Genomic DNA, 19,355 nt, shown 5'->3' with positions numbered 1-19,355 from the left:
AGTTCCTCAAATACCTCTGGGGGGTATCTGAATCGAATAGGAAGACCGTATACCCCCCACCAGTATTCCGCAAGTGCGCGGAGGGTCGATCGGGCGGCCTCGGGTCATTCGCTCGCGGACCCCCTGCTCGGGAGCTATCGCTGCCGTGTCGACGTCGTTATCCTCGACCTAGCGAGACGGGAATGAGGTGGACGGCGACACGAGGCTTCGTCTGCGTGTGTTCGGCGAGCTGACAGCCACCCAAGAGGGTGCGGTCATCGACCTCGGCGGGCGTCGTCAACGTGCCGTGCTGGCCGCGCTCATCGTGCTGCGCGATCAGGTCGTCCCGGTCGATCGCCTCGCCGACTGCGTCTGGGGCGAAGCCGCGCCCGAGAACTCCACCGGGGCGATCCAGGCCTACGTCAGCCATCTCCGGCGTCGGCTGCAGCCCGAGGCGGGTGCGCGTCGGCGCGACGGCGTGATCGCGAGCAGCGGTGCCGGGTACCTGCTTCGGCTGGATCCGGAGGGCGTCGATGCGTGGGCCTTCGAAGCGGCGGTCGCCTCCGCTGCCACGCAGGCGCCGGCCGACGCGGCCCGCACCCTGGACGACGCGCTGCGGCTCTGGCGGGGGCCGCCGTACTCCGAATACGCGGCCGAGTCGTGGGTCGAGCCAGAGATCGTGCGACTCACCGAGTTGCGTGCGGTGGCCCGCGAGCGCCTGTTGGCGGCACGAATGCACACGGCCGATCCCGCACTGCTTGTCGGCGAGCTCGAGGCACTGGTCGCCGACGACCCGCTCCGCGAGGAGCGATGGCGGCTGCTGGTGCTCGCTCTCTACCGCTCGCAGCGTCAGGCCGACGCCTTCACCGCCCTGCGCAGGGCACGTGAGACGCTCGCGGAGGAACTCGGAGTCGACCCGGGGTCGGCGCTGCGCTCGCTCGAGTCGGCGGTGTTGGCACAGTCGCCGGCCCTCGATCTGCCGGCGGCCCCGGCCTCGGCACCCTCGCCGGCCTCGGCTCCGTGGTCGCCCTCGCCCGATCTCGCGCCGGCGAGACATCCCGTCTTCGCCGATCTCGTCGACCGCGTCGCGGAGTCGGCCATCCTGCAGCGCGCCATCGACGGGCTCATCGAGGGGACACCTGGCTGCGTGCTCATCGAGGGCCCTGCGGGCATCGGCAAGTCGCGGCTGCTCGCCGAGGCTTCGCGCCTCGCCGAAGGCGGCGGCGTACGTGTGGTGTCGGCCAGGGGGAGTCCACTGGAACAGGCCTTCGCGTTCGGGGTCGTCCGCCAGTTGTTCGAACGTTGCGCGACCGGGCCCGCGGCCCATGAGGCGTTCGACGGCGCTGCTGCGGGGGCAGCGGCGGTGTTCGCCGATCCGGCGGCCGAGGCGCCGGTGCAGCAGGGCAGCTTCGCGATCCTGCACGCGCTCTACCGGCTGACGATCAACCTGTCGTCGCAGGCGCGTCTGATGATCTGCATCGACGACGTGCAATGGTGCGACACCGCCTCGCTGCGCTTCCTCGCCTACCTGGTCAGGCGGCTCGCGGGATCGTCGGTGCTGATCGCCCTCACGCGGCGCACGGGGGAGCAGGAGTCCGATGACGCACTGATCGACGAGGTCGCGACGGATGCCTCGGCCACTGTGCTGCGACCCGCTCCGTTGTCGGTACACGCGACCGGCGTGCTCGTGCGCGAACGGCTCGGTGAGGGGGCCGAGTCGTTCGTGGATGCGTGCCACCGTATGACGTCGGGCAACCCGCTGCTCCTGCGCCAGTTGCTTCGCGCGCTCGAAGACCAGGGCGTCGCGCCCGATGTCTCGCACGTCGACACCGTACGGGCGGTCGGCTCGCGCGCCGTTTCGGCCTTGGTGACCTTGCGGCTTCGCCGGATGCCGACCGAAGTCACCGCCGCCGCGCGTGGCGTCGCGGTGCTGGGAGCGGACGCCGGATTGCCGACGGTGGCAGAGCTGGTCGAGCTTCCGGAGCAGCAGGTCGCCGGTGCGCTCGATGGGCTGAGTCGGAGTGAGATCCTCACCGACGGGCACCACCCGAGGTTCGTGCATCCGCTCATCCGCGACGCGGTGTACGACGACATGCCCGCAGCTGAGCGGGCGCTGCTGCACGAGCGGGCGGCCGGAATGCTGCGCCGGCAGGGGGCGGCGGCCGAGCAGGTCGCGGTGCATCTCATGGCGGCACCGCTTCGGGGAGACGCCCATACCGTCGAATTGCTGCGCGCCGCCGCCCGCACCGCCACGAGCCGTGGCGCCCCGGAGTCGGCGGTGCTCCTGCTGCGGCGGGCGCTGGAGGAGCCGCCGGTGGGCGACGCGCTCACTGCGGTACTGGTCGAGTTGGGGATGGCCGAGACCCTGGTCGACGGGCCGGCGGGGGTGGGGCACCTCTCCGAAGCCTTCGTGCGGCTCGATGACGATCGGGAGCGCGCGCGGCTCGCCATGGCCATCGCCCGAATCCATGTCTTCGTTTCACCTCCGGGGGTGGCGACGGAGTTCGCGGCCGCCGCCGCCGCTGCATTGCCCGCCGGACTCGACGACGAACGCCAGGGTCTGCTCGCGCTGCGCCGCATCACCGCGTTCATGCACGGCCTTCCCGACATCGGGTATCGGGCCGGCCCCGAACCCGAGATCTCAGGAGACGGCGAAGGGGCGCGGATGCTGGCCGCCGTGCTCGGCTACGAACGGCTGCGCGACGGCGTCGACCGCGAGCGGGCGGTCGAACTGTGCCGGTTCGCGTTGGCGGGCGACCGGTTGCTCGAAGTCGACAACGGGTTGCTCTGGGTCGTCGCCGCCGCCGTGCTGCTGCTGGCCGACGAGGACGTCGGTGACTTCTGGGATCGCGCCATGGCTCGCGCTCACGCGAGCGGTGGCCTGTTCACGACCCTGTCGGTCAATCTGTGGCGGGGGTTCATGCAATGGCGATACGGCCGGCTCGACGACGCGCTCCAGTCGCTCGCCGACGCCGCCGAACAACAGCGGATGTGGGGGATCTCCGATGTCACCGCGACCTACGCCGCCGCGTTCACGCTGGGTGTGCAGCTGGATCGAGGCGACCTCGCGGCGGCGTCGGCAGGGCTCGAGGCCGCCCGCGAGCTGCCATGGGTCGGCGAGGGCGGTCGGCTGCTGCATGAGGGAGCGGCTCGGCTGCTCATCGAACAGGGTCGGCCGGCCGCCGCCCTCGACGAGCTCTCCGCGCCGGTCGGCGCAGCCATGGTCTTCAACCCCGCGTGGGCTCCCTGGCGTGGGCTGAAGGCCCGAGCGCTCGCGGAGCTCGGGCAGGTCGACGAGGCCGTCGCGCTCATGGACGACGAGGTGGCGATCCTGCGACGGTGGGGCGCGGACTCGTCGCTCGGATCCTCATTGCGACTGCGCGGCGAACTCCGGGGATCCGACGGCGCACCCGATCTGCACGAGGCGGTCGGACTGCTCGTCGGGTCTCCGTGTGTCCTCGAATCGGCGCGCGCACAGCTCTCGTTGGGGAGTTCGCCGCAGGTCGGCGACGCCGATGCGCTGCCGATGCTGGAGGCCGCCCTCGTCGACGCCCGCGCCTGCGGCGCCCGATCCGTGGCCGAGCGCGCGGCGGCGGCATGCTCGCGGCGTGGAAGCGGCGCGAGTCGCACTGCTCCCGGCTCAAGTCAGGCTCAAGACGTGGATGTCAGACTCGAGATCCCCGATCGTGAGGAAGCCGATGGCCGTTGAGCGCACGTCTCTCACCGCCCCGGGCGCCGAGGTGCTGCGGGGATTGTGCGGCGGTGCGGTGCACCTGCCCGGTGACGCTGCGTTCGACGAGGTCAGGGTGCCGTGGAACCTGCAGGTCGACGCGTCGCCCGCCGCGGTCGCCTACCCCGCGTTCCCCTCCGAGGTCGCCGAGGTGATTCGTGCGGCCGCGTCGGTCGGTCTCAAGGTCGCCCCGCAGGGCACAGGCCACGGGGCGCCGCCGCTTGCCGGACGGCTCGACGATGCCGTGCTGCTGCGCACCTCGGCGATGACCGAGCTGCAGATCGATGCCGAGCGTCGAACCGCGCGCGTCGGAGCCGGTCTGCGGTGGGGAGACGTGGTCGAACGAGCCGGGCGTTCGCGCCTCGCGGCCCGGCACACGACCAGCCCGGGCGTGGGGGTCGTGGGTTCCTCGCTCGGTGGCGGCCTGAGCTGGTACGCGCGCTCGAGCGGCCTGCAGTGCAGCGCGCTCACCGCCGTCGAGGTCGTGCTTGCCGACGGCACCTTCGTGCGCGCCACCGACACCCACGACAGCGACGTGCTGTGGGCGGCACGCGGTGGCGGCGGCGGCTTCGGGGTCGTCACCGCGCTCGAGTTCGACCTGCTGCCCGTGCGACGCGTGTACGCCGGAATGCTCGCCTGGGACTGGAAGCACGCCGATCGGGTGCTGCGCACCTGGGCCGAGTTCGCCGGTGATGCGCCCGAAGCCGTCACGAGCATCGCGCGGCTGCTGCAGGCGCCCGATGAACCGTGGCTGCCCGCCGACGTCAGGGGGCGGCGTCTCGTCGTGATCGACTCGGTCGTGCTCGGCGACTCCGCGGAGGCGGAGCGGATCCTCGCGCCGCTGCGCGCGCTTCGGCCCGAGATCGATACCTGTGCCGATGTTGCTGCAGCTGCCGCCGCGCGCCTGCATCTCGACCCGGAAGCGCCGACCGCCGTCTACGCCAACAGCATCATGCTCGCCGACCTGCCTGACCGCGCGGTGGAGGCGCTCGTGGCGTCGGCCGGCCCCGGTTCGCAGTCGGACCTGCTCTTCGTCGAGCTTCGACAACTCGGCGGCGCGCTCTCGCGGCCGTCCGCACGCGCCGGCGCCCTGGATCGCATGGACGGCTCGGTACTCGTGCTGGCGGTCGGCACCGAAACCGGCTCAGGCTGGGAGGCCGTGCGCGCCCAGGTCGGTCGGGTGACGAGCATGCTCGAGCCGTGGTCGACCGGATCCGTGTACCTGCTCATGGCCGACGATGAAGCAGAGGCCCGGCGCGGATGGCCGGCTGCATCATGGCAGCGCCTCGCCGCACTGCGGGCGCAGGTCGATCCCCGCGGAATGTTCGTCACGCCGCACGCGTGATCGCCGAGGCCGGATCAGCCGGATCAGCCGGTTCAAGTCGTACCCAAGTGCGCCTCAAGAGCCCGGGCACAGGGTTGGTGCTGTCGCTGCACCACCGTGCGGTCACCGCACCACTACCCGGAGGAACCAATGTCCAACCTCGAGGCTCGCACCGAGCCGATCCTGCCCCAGTCGTCGTTCGCCGACCTCGATGCCCGCACCACCGGCACCGTGGCAGTCCCCGGCGACGAGGCGTACGACGCCTTCGTCTCGCCGTGGAACCTCGCGATCCCGGTGCGTCCCGCCGCCGTCGTGGCCGCACGCAGCGCACAGGATGTCGTCGAGGCGGTTCGCTTCGCCGCCGACAACGGCATGCACGTCGCCCCCCAGGCCACCGGCCACGGCGCGATCGCCGAGCTGGTCACCGAGCTGCTCGTCGTCACGAAGGATCTCGACGAGTGCGTCGTGCACCCCGAGGGCTGGGCGCGTGTCGGAGCCGGGGTGAAGTGGATTCGTGTCGTCGAGGCGGCGGCGCCCTTCGGACTCGCCCCGCTGTCGGGGTCGATCACCGACGTCGGCATCGTCGGCTACACCACCGGCGGCGGCCTCGGCCCGATGGCCCGCACCTACGGCATGGCGAGCGACAAGGTTCGCGCCATCGAGGTCGTCACCGGCGACGGCGTGCTGCGCCGAGCGACCCCCACGGAGCATCCCGAGCTCTTCTTCGCCCTTCGGGGCGGCAAGGGGATGCTGGGAATCGTCACCGCGATCGAATTCGACCTCGTGCACCAGCCGACGTTCTACGGCGGCTCGCTGTGGTTCGACGGCGACGACGCCGCGGCCGTCATCGAACGGTGGCAGCAGTGGTCGGCCGACCTGCCAGAGCTCGCCACCACCTCGTTCGCGCTGTTCCAGCTGCCCGACATCCCCGGAGTGCCACCGGCGCTCGCCGGCCGCCTCACGCTGTCGGTGCGGTACGTGTGGACCGGGGAGGCCGAGGAGGGGGAGAAGCGGTTCGCCGCGATCCGCGAGTCCGCGCCCGTGCTGCTCGACGACGTCGCGCTCAAGCCGTACACGGCCATCGATTCGGTGCACACCGACCCGCTCGACCCGACGCCGGCGTACGAGGCCGCCGCAGTGCTCACCGACTTCCCCGCGGAGGCCGCCGCCGCACTGCTCGCACTGAACGGCCCCGGCTCGGCGTCACCCCAGATCCTCGTCGAGGTGCGTCAGATGGGTGGTGCGATCGCCCATGGCGGCGAGCACGAGAGTGCATTCGACTCGCGCGGGGCGGCGTACTCGCTGCTCATCGTCGGCATCGCCGGCGTGCCCGGTGTGCAGTCGCACGCTTCGGCGATCGTGAAGGCCCTCGAACCGTGGGTCGGCGGGCACCGCCTGCCGAACTTCACGTTCGCCCCCGAGGACTATGCCGACGCCTACGGCGAGTTCACCAGTGCCCGGCTGCGCAGGGCGATCCGTACCTACGACCCTCGCGGCGTGATGGCGATCGGGCACGTGCTGTTCGCGTGACCTCACGTACGAACGACGACGGCTGGACTCGCGATCGGCGGGTCCGGCCGTCGCACGAGAGGCTCAGCGCGCGTGCGACCGCGTCTCGGCGAGCGAGCGCTCGAGCAGCTTGCGCAGCACGCCGCGGTCGACGTCGGTCAGCCGCGTGAGGTAGAGGCAGACCTTGCTCGCGCGGTGCGTGCCGAGCCCGGTCATGAGATCGGGCCAGCGCACCGCGAAGTCCTCGGGCAGGTAGATCGTGTGGTGCCTCGGCCCCGGCGCGAAGGCGAGCAGGGGTTCACGGCCGCCACGCCCGCTCTCGTAGCGGTACTCGACCTCTCCGAACCCGATGATGCGGCCCGCCCAGACGGCCGGCTGCTCGCCGCTGATCTCGCCGAAGAGCGCGAGCAGTTCGTCGGCCTCGGCTCGTCGGGGCCCCGTGGCGTGATCGAGCACCACCTCGACCGGCAGGTCGGACGGTGACATCGCGGGCTGCGTCGCTTCCAATGGATTCCTCGCGATCGTGATCGGGGTATCCCAGCGTACTGCGGCGGGAGCGATGCCACATGAGTGCGAAACGCAGTGAGTCATCGTGAACACCTCAAGACCTCGCGTCAGCGGTGAGTCGGCGGTCTGAGCCATGAGTCAACCGTGAGCGAGCCATCGAAGGCCACCTCGAGTGCCGAATTCCGGCATGATGTCGCGGAGATCGGGTCGCGTCGGCGCGGGTGTCGGGTCTCACGCCGCAGCGCTCGGCCGCGCCTGTCGTTGTTCCGGGTGCCGCGCCTCGATCCAGGTGAACAGCTCGTCCTGTCGATCCCGGTCGAAGGTACGATCTGCCGCACGGGTGATCCGTCCGAGCTCGATGTACGCGTCGTGCAGGTCGGCGTGCCGGTCGCCCATCACCAGGTCGATGGCGTGCCGCGCGGTCGTGAGCGGGGTGGCCGCCTTGGGCAGGAGTGACATGGCGGGCATGACGTGCTCCCAAGTCCAGCGCATGTAGCCGGGCATAGTGCGTCCGAGCCCGGTGCCCGGGACCAGACCGGGGTCGTACGTGTTGAGGCGATGGCCGGATGCCGCGGCACGGCGCGCCAACGCGTGGGCGAGGGTGACGAGGGCGAGCTTGCTGTCGGCGTAGGCGCGTCCGCCGGCGTGCCGGGTGGCTCCCTCGGCCGTGCCGTCCGGTACGGCCAAGAGGTCGGGCGGCGCGTACCGTGGCGACGGGATCAGCCCGAAGGACTGCGCTCGCCCGCGGTGGGTGCTGGACCCCATCATCACCAGTTGGCCACGCGGTGCGAGGAGCGGCAGGATGCCGCGCACCAGCACGTGCTGGGCGACGACGTTGACCGCGAAGGTCTGCTCGATGCCCTGCGCGCTGGTGCCGCGGCGGTCGCCGAACTGGGCGCCGGCATTGAGCATCGCGGCGTCCGGAGGGTGGGACTCGCTTCGGCCGATGCGGGCGCCGAGCTCGTCGAGCGCGGCGTCGACCGTGCCGAGGTCGGCGAGGTCGACCATGACGCCGAAGGCGTCCCGGCCGGCCGAATGGGCACGGCGCACCGCCGTGTCGAGCGCGTGCGGATCTCGTGCGAGCAGGATCAGTCGGGGCTGCCGCGGGTGCGAGATCAGGCGCTCGAGCATGGCGGCACCGATGCCGCGCGTCGGACCGGTCAGCAGGATGGTGGGTGAGTTGATGTCAGGATCTGTCATAACTGGATTATGCGTGATGTCAGATCATGACACAAGGGTTCGCTAGCATGAGTCGCATGCCCCGCTGGCCCGCCGACTCCCGCGCCCGACTCGCGGACGCCGCGCTCGACCTGTTCTCGCAGCGCGGGTACTCGGCGGTCACGGTCGACGACATCGCCGATCGTGCCGGCGTGACGGCGCGGACCTTCTTCCGTCAGTTCAGGGACAAGGAGGAGGTGCTGTTCGCCGAGGACGACCTGCTGCTCCCGTCGCTGCTCGCCACGATCGCCGAGCCGACCGGACCGGTCGCAGCGGAGCCGCTCATGGCGCGTGCGCTCGGTGCGTTGGCCGAGCGCATGCAGTCCGCTCATGAGCCACTGCGTCGGCGCCAGGCGATCATCGATTCCGATGTCGCGCTGATGGGCCGCGAGCTCGCGAAGCAGGCGCGTTGGCAGCAGGCGATCTCGGCCGCGCTCGCCGAGCGGGGGTTCGATCCGGCGGATGCCGGCCTGCTCGCGGCGATCGGCTTCGCCCTGTTTCGGAGAGAACTGCACGCATGGTTGGCCGATCCGTCGATCGATGCGACGCCCCTGCCGGAGCGCATACGCGCCGCTTTGCCTTCGGTGCGGACGGTGCTCGACGCCGCGACGACCCACTGAGGTCGCGGAGCTCGGATCTCCGACACGTTCGCGCTACCGGAACGTTCAGATCGACCCCGGACGGTCATCCGCTCCGGCAAGGAGGCGCCGGTAGCCTCTGATCAGGCTCCACCCACGAAGAGCCGATGACGGGAATCGAACCCGCGCTGTCTGCTTGGGAAGCAGAAGTTCTACCATTGAACTACATCGGCGTGCGGCATCCGTGAGATGCAGCGGTGACCATCGTAGCAAGGGTCTCGATACGCTTCGCTACCCGACCGGCGGTCGGTTCGATCCGCTGCGCGCGCCCAGCCTGCCAACCACGATCGGTAGGCTGGGCGCGTGCTGCTCTCAGATCGCGACATCCGGGCCGAGCTCGAGCGCGAGCGCATCCGGCTCGAACCCCACGAACCGGCCATGCTGCAGCCCAGCAGCATCGACGTGCGTCTCGACCGCTACTTCAGGCTGTTCGACAACCACAAGTACCCGTTCATCGATCCTGCCGAAGACCAGCCCGAGCTCACGCACCTCATCGAGGTGCGGCCCGATGAGGCGTTCATCCTGCACCCGGGCGAGTTCGTGCTCGCGTCGACGTTCGAGGCGGTCACCCTGCCCGACGATGTCGCGGCGCGCCTCGAGGGCAAGAGTTCACTCGGGCGCCTCGGACTGCTCACGCACTCGACCGCCGGCTTCATCGATCCGGGCTTCACGGGCCACGTCACCCTCGAACTGAGCAACGTGGCGACGTTGCCGATCAAGCTGTGGCCGGGCATGAAGATCGGGCAGATGTGCTTCTTCCGGCTGTCGTCGCCGAGCGAGCGGCCCTATGGATCGGCCGAGTACGCGAACCGCTACCAGGGCCAGCGGGGGCCGACGGCGTCGAGGTCGTTCCAGAACTTCCACCGCACCGATGTCGGCGTGACCGAGGCGGGTTCCGCGGGCAGCTGAGGACGCGCGGTGCTGAGTTCGAGTCGACCGGATGTCCCGGGCGGCATGGCACCTCAATTGGGGGGCCTCCCGTCCGCCACTAAGTGAAACGTGGCCGGGGCGGAAGGTAAACTTTCGCAGACTCGAATTCCGTTGAAGGTGAGCCGTGCCCGAAATCGTCCTCGCCCACGATTACCTCGTGCAGATCGGCGGCGCCGAGCGCGTCGTCGCGCACTGGGCCGCCGGATTCGACGCGCGAGCCATCGTGACGCTCGCGTACCGGCCCGAGTCGACCTTCGACGACTTCCGGCGCCTCGAGGTGCGCGCCAGCCTGCCGAGCTCGTTCACGGGCCAGGTCGAGCGCATGCTGCCGGCCCTTCCCTCGATCGCGTCGCGCACGACCGTCTCGGGCGGCGACATCGCCCTCGTCTCGAGCAGCGGTTGGGCTCATCGCTTCAGGTTCGAGATCCCCCACGTCGTCTACGTGCACAGTCCCGCGCGCTGGCTGTACGCGGCCGACGACTACCGGCTGCGGCTCGGCCTGCTCCGCCGTGCCGGTCTCACGATGAGCACACCGCTGCTGCGCAACGGCGATCTCGCGGCCATGTGCAGCGCTGATGCCATCGTGGCGAACTCCATCGTGACGCGTGACCGCATCCGCTCGGCCTACGGACTGGATTCCGTGGTGGTGAGCCCGCCTGTCGAGCCCGTGTCCACGACGGCGACCCCGCCGTCGCGCGAGCTCCCGCCCGACTTCGTCGTCGTCGTCGCGCGAGCCCGCGGCTACAAGAACGTGCCGCTCGCGGTCACCGCGGCGAAGGAGGCCGGCCTGCCGATCGTCGTCGTCGGTGCCGGCTCCGAGACGTTCGACGAGCCCCATTCGGGCGTCCACGGGCTCGGTTGCGTCACCGACTCCGAGTTGAGCTGGGTGTACCGAAACGCCGCCGTCGTGCTCGGCGCGGGCCACGAGGACTTCGGCCTCACGGTGATCGAAGCCGCGCTCGAGGGAACGCCCGCCGCGACGATCGCCGAGGGCGGATACCTCGAGACCGTGAGTCCCGGTGTGAGCGGCTACCACGCGGCATCCGCCACCGCCGCCGACCTCGCGTCGGCGATTCGGCGTGCCCGTGATCTCGACCCCGCCGCGACCCGCGAGTGGGCACGCGGCTTCGGTCGCGACGCGCACGTCGCCCGCCTCGCGCGTGTCATGGACGAGGTCGTGCAGCGCGCGTGACGGCCGGCGTGGGGCTCAGGCCCGCGTCGAACGCCTGCTCAGGCCTGCGCTGAAGCGGGCTGGCGAGCGCGCTTCGCCCAATCGATGCATGGCCGTTCGACCGTCACGAACAAGAGCTGCCCGACGGCGAACACCACGCCGAACCCGACCGTCCAGAGCAACAGTAGCAAGAGCGGTCCCTCGGGTATGTCGAGGAACTTCTGCAGGAATTCCGAGACGTACCACGCGGTCGGCTGGTGGATGAGGAACAGGCTGTAGGAGCGGTATCCGAGGTACGACAGCGGTTTCCACGCGAAGACGCGACCGATCGCCGGGACGGACAGCACGAGCACGATGAGGCTTCCGAACAGCGCGCTCAGGCCGAGTTCCCGTATCGGCAGGACCGTTCCGCCGAACACCGGGGCTGTCGCGACGAGATACGACGCGACCATCAATCCCAGGAGCAGGACGATGTGGGGCCGACGGATCCGGTCGACCACCTTGAAGGCCACGATCGCGGCCAGCATGCCCGCAGCGAACTCCATCAGACGCCCGAGCCCGGAGGCACTCCATAGGAACTGATCGGGGAAGGCCTCGCCGGGCACGAAGAGGGCGACGGCGATCCGGAAGATCACCGAGAGCACGATCGCGACGATCAGCGCCCGCACCCCCCAGCGGTTCGCCGCGATGAGCAGGAGCGGGAACAGCAGGTAGAGCTGCATCTCGAGCGACATGGTCCACAGGCTGCCGTTCATCGAGCTCCAGTACTCGGCGAAGAACAGGTGCGAGAACGTCAGGTGGCTCAACCAGTCGCCGAGACCCGGCATCGGCTGCCACGACGCCTCGCGGCCGAGCACACGCATGATCACCACGAGCAGTTGCGGCAGGAGCACGGCGTATGCGAGGGCCACGTAGTAGGGGATCACGATGCGGCGCATGCGACGCCAGAGGTACGCTCGGGTTCTGAACTCATCCATTCGTTCCGGGCGTCGCGCGAACGGCAGGAAGAGTACGAAACCGGTCAGGACGACGAAGAAGTCGGGGCGGATGTTCTGACTGACGACCGATGACAGCACGGGAATCTCGGGTCGCCCCGCGAACTCCCAGGTGTGGAACGCGAATACCGCGAGGAACGCGATCGCGCGCAGGCCGTCGACGGAATGAATCCGTTGTGTCGTCGGCCTCTCCGCGTTGGTCACATCGACCAACCTAAGCCAGGCGTGCCAGCGCGTGTTACCCCAGATCTGAGGGCAGGCGGCCGCTTGCCGCGCGACTCGCGTTCGCCGTGCACCCGACGGATCCCCACATCGCTAGAGTGATCGACGAGGTGGTGCAGCGGGCGTGAACGGATCCGAGGTCGACGTGCCGCTTTCGGTGCGCCTGAGGTTCGGGCATGCCGCCGTGCAGACGCTGGCGAACACGATCGGTGTCGATCTGCTGCACATCAAGGGTGTCGCGGTCGATCCCTCGCTGAGACCGGGCGGCTACGCGGGGAGCGATGTCGATGTGCTCGTCCGTCCAAGCCAGGTCGTCGCCCTCGACCGTGTGCTGCGGCGGCACGGATGGCGTCTCTACAGCACGTTCGAGTACGGCTCGCCGTTCGAGCATGCCCAGACCTACCTCCATGACATGTGGGGGTACCTCGATATCCACCGGTTCTTCCCCGGCATCCGAGTCGATCCCGCATCCGCCTTCGAGCGGTTCTGGGTCGACCACCATGAGGTCGAGATCGCGGGCGTCGGATGCTCCGTGCCGAGCGTTCCCGCGCAGGCGGTGCTGCTCGTGCTCAACGCCGCCCGGTCTCGCGCCGGGAGTCGGCCCGATGTGCAGCTCGCGTGGCGGGAAGCCACCGCTGAAGTCCGGGCCGAGATCGAGGCGCTCGTCGCCGACCTCGATGCCCCTGTGGCCTTCGCCGCCGCCACCGGCGGGCTCGACCGCTACCGCGGTCAACGCGACTACGCACTCTGGCGCATCATCTCTCAGGGCGGCTCGCGCACGAGTGAGTGGTGGGCGCGGGTGCGGGCGGCCCCGAGCCTCGGCGCCGCGCTCCGGGTCGCGGCGCGCGCGCCGCTCGTGAACGTCGACCACCTCTCCCATCGCCTCGGCCGGCCGCCCTCGCGCGCCGAGATCCTCGGTGAGTTCTTCCGACGTCCCGCGCGCGCCGCGCGAGAGGCGTGGCAGGGCCTTCGTCGCGCTGGAGCGAACCGATGACCCGGCTGCGGCCGGCCGCCGGCGTCGGCACGCTCGAGTCGGATGGAACCGTCTATGTGGCGCCCCTGCCCGACGGCCCCATCGTCGTACTCGAAGGAATTGCCGTGTTGATCTGGGGCGAGGCGTGCGGCGGTGATCGCGACACCATTGCCGATCGGGTGGCGGAGGCGACGGACGCCCCGCCCGACGAGATTCGCGCGCACGTCGACGCATTCGTGGCCGATCTCGTGGCGCGGGGGCTGCTCGAGGTGCAGTGATCGGTTAGGCTCGCTCCGCTCCCTCTTACCGCCTCCACCCACGGGACCGCCATGTCGATCGTTCTCGGAGTGCCCACCCTCGACTCGGGCGTTGGCCGGCTCACGTACCGCGTCGATGTCGACGGGTTCCCGGGATTGCGGAGCTTGTGGTTCTCGGTGCCCGACGAGGCGGCTTCGCTGGTGAACACGCGAGCGGATGCCGCCCTGGTGGCACTCCTCATGCCCGCGATGGCCGCTGGCCGCGACATCGTGGTCGAGGGGCCGATCACCGACGAACTGGCGTGGAGCCTCCACGGTGAGGTGCAGGACGTGCTCCGGCGCCTGCGGCCCGAGCTTTCGCGCGTCGACATCGAGGTCCGAGATCCGTTGCCCGCGCTACTGGGCGCGGCGGGTGTCGCGACCGGATACTCTGCAGGCGTCGACTCGTACGCGACGCTCGCCCGCCACCGCTTCGCCGTCGACGTGCCCGAATCACTGCGGGTGACTCACCTGCTGTACAACAACGTCGGCTCGCACGGCCATGGCGACGCCGGGCGCGCCCTGTACCGGAACCGACTGGAGTTGCTCCGACCGAATGCGCTCACGACCGGGCTGCCGTTGACCGATGTCGATTCGAACATCGACGAGTTCTACCTCGCGGTCCGCCTCGGCTTCCAGCAATCGCACACGATGCGCAACGCCGGTGTGGTGCACCTGCTCTCAGGCGGCATCCGCCACTACTTCTATGCGTCTTCCGTGCCGTGGGGCGACACGGCCGTCGCCGCCACCTACGACCTGGCCTTCGCCGAACCGGTTCTGCTGCCGCTGCTGTCCACGCGCTCCCTGAGCCTGCGATCGTCGTGCTCTGACATCGACCGTGTGGCGAAGACCGCTCTGATTGCCGAAATCTCCCACACGTACGAGCGTCTCGACGTCTGCGTGGAGTCCACCGACGGCACCAACTGCTCCGAGTGCTGGAAATGCCAGCGCACGATGCTCACGCTCGAGCTGCTCGGGGTGCTCGACCGGTATCACGCGGTATTCACAACGCCTCGGAACCCCTACTGGCGCGAGAACTTGATCGTCTATCTGTTGACGCAGCCAGGGCCGACCGCTCGGCACGTGGTCGAGCTCTACGACGATCGCGTCGGTATTCCGTTGAGGCTCCGAGCTCAGGCACAAGGTCGCAGAGCCGGGAGGGCTGCGACCCGGTTCGCGGGTCGGGCAAGCCGGTACGCCAAGCGCGTCGCCGGCGTCCTCAGGCGATGACGCCCGCTCGCGCCTGCGATACTTACCACTTCGGCCCCGACGGAGGATGATGGCACGCGAAGCCCGAAATGCGAGACTGCGACAGCAGCTCGGACAGCTGCTCGGGCTCGCGGGGGCGAACCCTCGCAGCTGGATCCTCGGCGTCGTCATCGGCTCGATCGCGCTCGCGTTGCTCGACACGCTCGGCGTCGCCGCGATGGCGCCGCTCATGCAGCTCATCACCACCGGATCCGCCGACTCCGGCATCCTCGCGGATATCTCGACCTTGCTTGGAACCTCGTCGCCGCAGGCCCTCATCCCGATCGTCGCCGGCATCGTCGCAGGGCTGTTCATCTTGAAAAGCGTGCTCGCGCTGCTGTTTCGCTGGTGGATCCTCGGACGGACCACGCGCATCTCTGCGCTCGCGTCATCCCAGCTGATGCGCATGTACATCCTTGCCCCGTACGCCGATCACCGGTCGCGTCGCACGAGCGAGATCTATCGCAGCGTGAGCGACAGTACTGCGCAGTCGACGAGCGTCCTGCTCGCCGTGACGGCGTTGTTCACCGACAGTCTGGTGCTCATCGCGCTCGCTGTGGTCATCGCCGTCGTGTCGCCGAGCGTGATGCTCGTCACGGCGGTGATCTTCGGTGTTCTGGTCTTCGGCGTCCAGCGGATGCTGCGCAACCGGCAGTCGCGCATCGGCGAGGAGGTCTCGGCATCCGCGCTCCAGTCGTGGCAATACCTCCTCCCGGCGCTCGATGGGTTCCGCGAGGCGCGGCTCACCTCGAGTGCGAACGCCTTCGCAGACGGGTACCAGAAGGCGAAGCTCCGCACCGCTCATGCCGGGCGCCAGCTGGCGATCATCTCCGACGCTCCGCGCTACCTGCTCGAGATCGGGTTCGTGCTGGCGATCATCGGCATCTCAGCGGTGTTGACCGCCACGACGTCGCCGGCCGAGACGCTCACGATCCTCGCCGTGTTCGGTGCGGCGTCGGTCCGCGCCCTTCCCACGATGAACCGAGTTGCGGCGAGTCTCGCGACGATTCGCACGGGTCAGGTGGGCCTCGACATCGTGACGAACACCGCTGACGAGCTGCGCCGAGGGGGCATGCACGACGAGACACCTCGACCCGACAGCCGATACGCAGGTGACATCACCCTGCACGAGGTCGAGTTCCGCTATCCCGATGCAGATCGGCCCGTGCTCGGGGGGATCTCGCTCGATATCGCCGAGAACCGCACGACGGCGTTCGTCGGCTCGAGCGGCGCAGGCAAGAGCACGCTGCTCGACCTCGTGCTCGGATTGCTCGAGCCCACGTCGGGCAGCATCGAGTGCGGCGGCCGATCGGTCCATGACGATCTCCCGTCGTGGTTCGCCAACCTCGGCGTCGTACCGCAAGACGTCTTCCTGCTCAACGACACGCTCGCGGCGAACATCGCGTTCGGCGTGCCCGAGGCCGATATCGACCTCGCTCGCGTCGCCGAGGTGATCACCACGGCGCAGCTCGACGGTGTCGTCGCCGACCTCCCCCAAGGCCTGCGCACCGAGGTCGGCGAGCGGGGAGTGCGACTGTCGGGCGGCCAGCGGCAGCGGATCGGGCTGGCGCGCGCGCTCTACCGGCAGCCGCGGATCCTCGTGCTCGACGAGGCGACGTCGGCGCTCGACAACGCGACCGAGCACGAGATCGCGACCACCCTTCGGTCGCTCCAGGGCAGCATGACGATCCTCATCGTTGCGCACCGGCTCTCGACCGTGCGCAACGCCGACACCCTCGTCTATCTGAAGGACGGCCGCATCGAGGAGACCGGCACGTTCGAACACGTTCGCGCGACCAGCCCCGACTTCGCCCGCTTGGTGCAGCTCGGCGAGCTCAACTGAGGCGGCCTACCGCTCAGTGGAAGCCGTCGATCGCCGTCCAACGGGGGTCGAGCTGGTGGGCGTCGGTGCCGTGGGCCATCCGCGCGTGGAACCGGGGCATGACAACCTCCGCGTCCGGGTGGACGACCCCGGCGACGTACGCCGCCCAGTACGTGAACGTCGAGTTGGTGCCGATGATGCGAGCGGCCCCGGCGACGGTGAGGAAGTTCGCGAGCGGGTCGGGCTGCGCGTACGTCACTTCGGGCGTCTTCGTCTGGATGATCGAGCTCAGATGGACCCGGCACCACTCCGGATCGTCGGACACGACGAGGACCCGCTTTGCAGGGCGGACGCGGTCGAGCGCCGCGCCCACGTACCCCACCTGGTCGAACGCGTACTTGTCGGTGAAATCCGTGTAGTAGTCGCCGCGCCGCACGTTGATCACGAGGGTCCCCGAGTCGTCGGGGGCGATGTGCGGCGCCACCGCTGCGCGAACGAAAGCGTCGACGTCGTCGGCCGTGAAGTCGACGCCGAATCGTTGGTAGAGCCAGACGTCGTCCCACTCCCTCCGATCGCGGAAGCGTAGGGATTCCCGTCGGATCGTGAGTTCGCCGAGCGCGGGGAACGCGGTGAGCCACGGTTCCATCGCGCGCGATGCAAGAGCCATTGTCGGCATTCCACTCATGCCGGCGCGGTGTGCGTGCAGCCACACGTAGAGGAAGTTGCCGAGTCGAAGCCCGACTTGCGGGGTCATGGTGACGGTCAGCTCCCCGCGTCGCATCAGGTCGAGCGTCGCATCGGCGGCACCGCGGACATGTCGCGCGGTCGCCCGTTTCGCTCGGGCGCCCATGATCCTCGCGGACTTCACGAGGACAAGCCTACGTGGCAGCCGACGCTGATTCCGCGCGTCGGTCTACGGCTGGACTCGGGCGAGCACCGGGAGCGAGGTGACGCGAAATCGTCTGAGCGGGTCCCGCGCCACTGGAGCCCTGAGGGCCGTCAAGCGCGGGTGACGAGCCCGCCACCGCCAGTGCTGCAGTTCGGACTCCCACTTGACGGCGCCTGCGTAGCCCGACACCCGTCGCTTCTCGGCCATCTGCGCCTCGGTCCGCACCCAGCTCATATGCAGGATCGCGTGCGCTGAGCTGATGACAGCATGGACGGGCGCATTCCACGGATGTGCGGGATCGGTGTTCCACGGAGCCACGTCGACACGATGCATCGGTGAGCCCGCCGCCTGTCGGGCGTGCGAAAGTCGTGTTCCCGCGCGTACAGCCACAGGCCCGGGATACGCCGACTGGGCGGTCCAGAGACGTCCACACTGCTCGAGGAATCGACCGGACGGCGTTCGTGCGTAGATGATCCGCGCAGGGAACTCGAGCGCGTCGGCCCCTCGCTGTTCAGCGATCGTCAACTGAGCAGTGAATGTCGAGGGCGAGGGCAGGAGCTCATCCGTGTCCAACTGGATCACCCAGTCCGCACCTTCCGATGCGGCGTCGAGTGCGGATTGACGGTGCTCGGTCTCGACGTCGAGGACAAAGCGGTCGGGATCTGTGTAGTCCCCGGGCAGCAACAGGATCTTGCCCTCCGGATCGGCCGCGACCATCCTGTCGAGGGACTCCTGCACCGACAACGGATGCCCAGCCCATGAGCGACCCGAACGGTCGTACGACACCACGATGCGATCGACGAGGTGATAGTAGGAGCCGATACTCTGGGCGATCCACGCGGGATCGCCGGCGAGCACGTACGCATTGAGCCTCACCGCTCGGACCCACGTCTGCGAAGCGTGGACGTCGCGCGGAACGCGGCGAGCGCGCCCGCGACGGTACCCGTCAGGTCGACCGACGAGCGTTGCACGCCGCCGGCAAGCCCCTTGAGCCTCGCTCGGACCCCCTTCCGACGCCGGAACGCGCGGAGGCCGTCGAGCACCTCATGACGGGATCGCCGAAGTACGGTTCGGCCGTAGGTACGGACGTGCGGGTCGCGCCATCCGAGGGTCGTCGCGAGGAGCACGATGTGGTTCCTGGCTCCGAAGTACCGGTACCGCGAGTCGAAGCGGCGGCCGCGTGCATAGCGCCCGCCCACGTGCTCGACCACGGCGAACGGGGTGTAGACGATTCTCAGGTCGCGGCGACGCATGCGCAGGGCGATGTCGGTCTCCTCGCGCAAGCAGGTTCCGGGGTAGAAGTCGCGGATGCCGCCGAGTTCGCGCACGACGCTGGAGCGAACCGACATGTTCGCCCCGAGCATGTGGTCGACCTCGACGACCCGGTCGGGCGCGGCCGCGAAGTAGCCGGTGAGTCGCCCGTCGGGCAGCAGGAGCCCGATCTGGCCAATCCCGTCGTGTTCCTCATCGGGTTGGCCGTTGCGCGCGCGACCGCCTACGGCTGCGACATCGGGATCGCCATACGGTTCGAGGAGCCGCTCGAGCCAGTCGGCATCGGCGTATGCGTCATCGTCGACAAAAACGATGACATCTTCCTCGGCGCCTTCGACGCCGATCGCCCGCGACGTCGCCGTGTGCCCGACGCCGAGCGGATTGCGCCGGTACTCGACGCCCGGATGGCGCGCCACGACCTCGTGCGTCAGGTCGTTCGGGGAGGCGTCGACGACCACGACCCGGTGGGGTGCCACAGTCTGGCGCTCGAGATGGGCGAGGCATTCCTCGACGTACTCGGCGCGCTGGTACGTCGCGATGACGACGACGGTCGAGAGGGGAGCGCGCACCGGATCAGCGTAGCGGTCGATCGCTCCCGTTCGGCCTCGGGATCGGATCTCGTGGCATCCTTC

Annotated in this window: 16 protein-coding genes and 1 tRNA gene; 10 read left to right on the top strand and 7 right to left on the bottom strand. The window is 69.4% G+C overall.

From position 1 onward, the window contains the following. The first annotated feature begins 187 nt into the window (after window positions 1-187). From LSF15_RS05955 to LSF15_RS05945, 3 genes are all read left to right on the top strand, one after another. Entirely contained in the window at window positions 188-3,688 is a 3,501-nt protein-coding gene (locus tag LSF15_RS05955; RefSeq protein WP_232497614.1) for an ATP-binding protein, read from the top strand. After that, window positions 3,678-5,054, top strand: coding sequence for an FAD-binding oxidoreductase (locus LSF15_RS05950; protein ID WP_232497613.1), 1,377 nt, complete (start codon window positions 3,678-3,680; stop codon window positions 5,052-5,054). Before LSF15_RS05955 ends, LSF15_RS05950 begins: the two co-directional genes overlap by 11 nt. A 129-nt stretch (window positions 5,055-5,183) precedes the next feature. Next, window positions 5,184-6,563 (top strand): FAD-binding oxidoreductase, encoded by a 1,380-nt coding sequence (locus LSF15_RS05945; RefSeq protein ID WP_232497612.1) that lies wholly within the window; start codon window positions 5,184-5,186, stop codon window positions 6,561-6,563. Between the two features lie 63 nt (window positions 6,564-6,626). On the opposite strand, the gene LSF15_RS05940 is transcribed toward LSF15_RS05945, so the two are convergent. Then, complete coding sequence (locus LSF15_RS05940) at window positions 6,627-7,028, bottom strand: DUF1801 domain-containing protein (RefSeq protein ID WP_232497611.1); 402 nt, start codon at window positions 7,026-7,028, stop codon at window positions 6,627-6,629. Window positions 7,029-7,280: 252 nt separating this feature from the next. Beyond that, complete coding sequence (locus tag LSF15_RS05935) at window positions 7,281-8,249, bottom strand: SDR family NAD(P)-dependent oxidoreductase (RefSeq protein WP_232497610.1); 969 nt, start codon at window positions 8,247-8,249, stop codon at window positions 7,281-7,283. A 56-nt stretch (window positions 8,250-8,305) separates the two neighbouring features. Between LSF15_RS05935 and LSF15_RS05930 the strand changes: the two genes are divergently transcribed. Further along, window positions 8,306-8,887, top strand: a complete 582-nt coding sequence (locus LSF15_RS05930) for a TetR/AcrR family transcriptional regulator (protein WP_232497609.1) — start codon at window positions 8,306-8,308, stop codon at window positions 8,885-8,887. Window positions 8,888-9,007: 120 nt separating this feature from the next. Here the strand turns inward: LSF15_RS05930 and LSF15_RS05925 are convergent. Then, window positions 9,008-9,078: transfer RNA gene (locus LSF15_RS05925), tRNA-Gly, on the bottom strand. Window positions 9,079-9,208: 130 nt separating this feature from the next. Between LSF15_RS05925 and dcd the strand changes: the two genes are divergently transcribed. Together dcd and LSF15_RS19010 are read left to right on the top strand one after the other, a co-directional pair. Beyond that, window positions 9,209-9,814, top strand: coding sequence for a dCTP deaminase (dcd, locus tag LSF15_RS05920; RefSeq protein ID WP_232497608.1), 606 nt, complete (start codon window positions 9,209-9,211; stop codon window positions 9,812-9,814). A 145-nt stretch (window positions 9,815-9,959) separates the two neighbouring features. Then, on the top strand, window positions 9,960-11,027 hold the full coding sequence (locus tag LSF15_RS19010; RefSeq protein WP_232497607.1) for a glycosyltransferase: 1,068 nt from the start codon (window positions 9,960-9,962) through the stop codon (window positions 11,025-11,027). 38 nt (window positions 11,028-11,065) lie between these two features. Here the strand turns inward: LSF15_RS19010 and LSF15_RS05910 are convergent, their stop codons facing one another. Further along, a complete protein-coding gene (locus tag LSF15_RS05910) occupies window positions 11,066-12,205 on the bottom strand; it encodes an acyltransferase family protein (RefSeq protein ID WP_232497606.1) in 1,140 nt (379 codons plus the stop codon). Window positions 12,206-12,347: 142 nt separating this feature from the next. Between LSF15_RS05910 and LSF15_RS05905 the strand changes: the two genes are divergently transcribed. Genes LSF15_RS05905 through LSF15_RS05890 form a run of 4 tightly spaced genes read left to right on the top strand, consistent with a single transcriptional unit; the run spans window position 12,348 to window position 16,583 of the window. Then, window positions 12,348-13,217 (top strand): nucleotidyltransferase family protein, encoded by an 870-nt coding sequence (locus LSF15_RS05905; protein WP_232497605.1) that lies wholly within the window; start codon window positions 12,348-12,350, stop codon window positions 13,215-13,217. Further along, entirely contained in the window at window positions 13,214-13,474 is a 261-nt protein-coding gene (locus tag LSF15_RS05900; RefSeq protein ID WP_232497604.1) for a PqqD family protein, read from the top strand. The genes LSF15_RS05905 and LSF15_RS05900 overlap by 4 nt, the downstream gene beginning before the upstream one ends. Before the next feature lie 51 nt (window positions 13,475-13,525). Continuing rightward, complete coding sequence (locus LSF15_RS05895; protein WP_232497603.1) at window positions 13,526-14,722, top strand: hypothetical protein; 1,197 nt, start codon at window positions 13,526-13,528, stop codon at window positions 14,720-14,722. 49 nt (window positions 14,723-14,771) lie between these two features. Beyond that, window positions 14,772-16,583 carry an ABC transporter ATP-binding protein gene (locus tag LSF15_RS05890; protein WP_232497602.1) on the top strand — a complete coding sequence of 604 codons (1,812 nt, stop codon included), beginning with the start codon at window positions 14,772-14,774 and terminating at the stop codon, window positions 16,581-16,583. A gap of 13 nt (window positions 16,584-16,596) precedes the next feature. On the opposite strand, the gene LSF15_RS05885 is transcribed toward LSF15_RS05890, so the two are convergent. The 3 genes from LSF15_RS05885 to LSF15_RS05875 are packed head-to-tail and all read right to left on the bottom strand — an operon-like array spanning window position 16,597 to window position 19,292. After that, window positions 16,597-17,430, bottom strand: coding sequence for an alpha-1,2-fucosyltransferase (locus tag LSF15_RS05885; RefSeq protein WP_232497601.1), 834 nt, complete (start codon window positions 17,428-17,430; stop codon window positions 16,597-16,599). Between the two features lie 45 nt (window positions 17,431-17,475). Beyond that, window positions 17,476-18,309, bottom strand: a complete 834-nt coding sequence (locus LSF15_RS05880; protein WP_232497600.1) for a hypothetical protein — start codon at window positions 18,307-18,309, stop codon at window positions 17,476-17,478. A 14-nt stretch (window positions 18,310-18,323) separates the two neighbouring features. Further along, window positions 18,324-19,292, bottom strand: a complete 969-nt coding sequence (locus tag LSF15_RS05875) for a glycosyltransferase family 2 protein (RefSeq protein ID WP_232497599.1) — start codon at window positions 19,290-19,292, stop codon at window positions 18,324-18,326. Window positions 19,293-19,355: the final 63 nt, after the last annotated feature.

It is taken from the genome of Agromyces humatus (genome assembly GCF_021228295.1).
In the GTDB taxonomy this organism is placed as follows: domain Bacteria; phylum Actinomycetota; class Actinomycetes; order Actinomycetales; family Microbacteriaceae; genus Agromyces; species Agromyces humatus.
The sequence above is the reverse complement of the archived record's forward strand: the minus strand, read 5'-3'. Positions and strand labels throughout refer to the sequence as shown.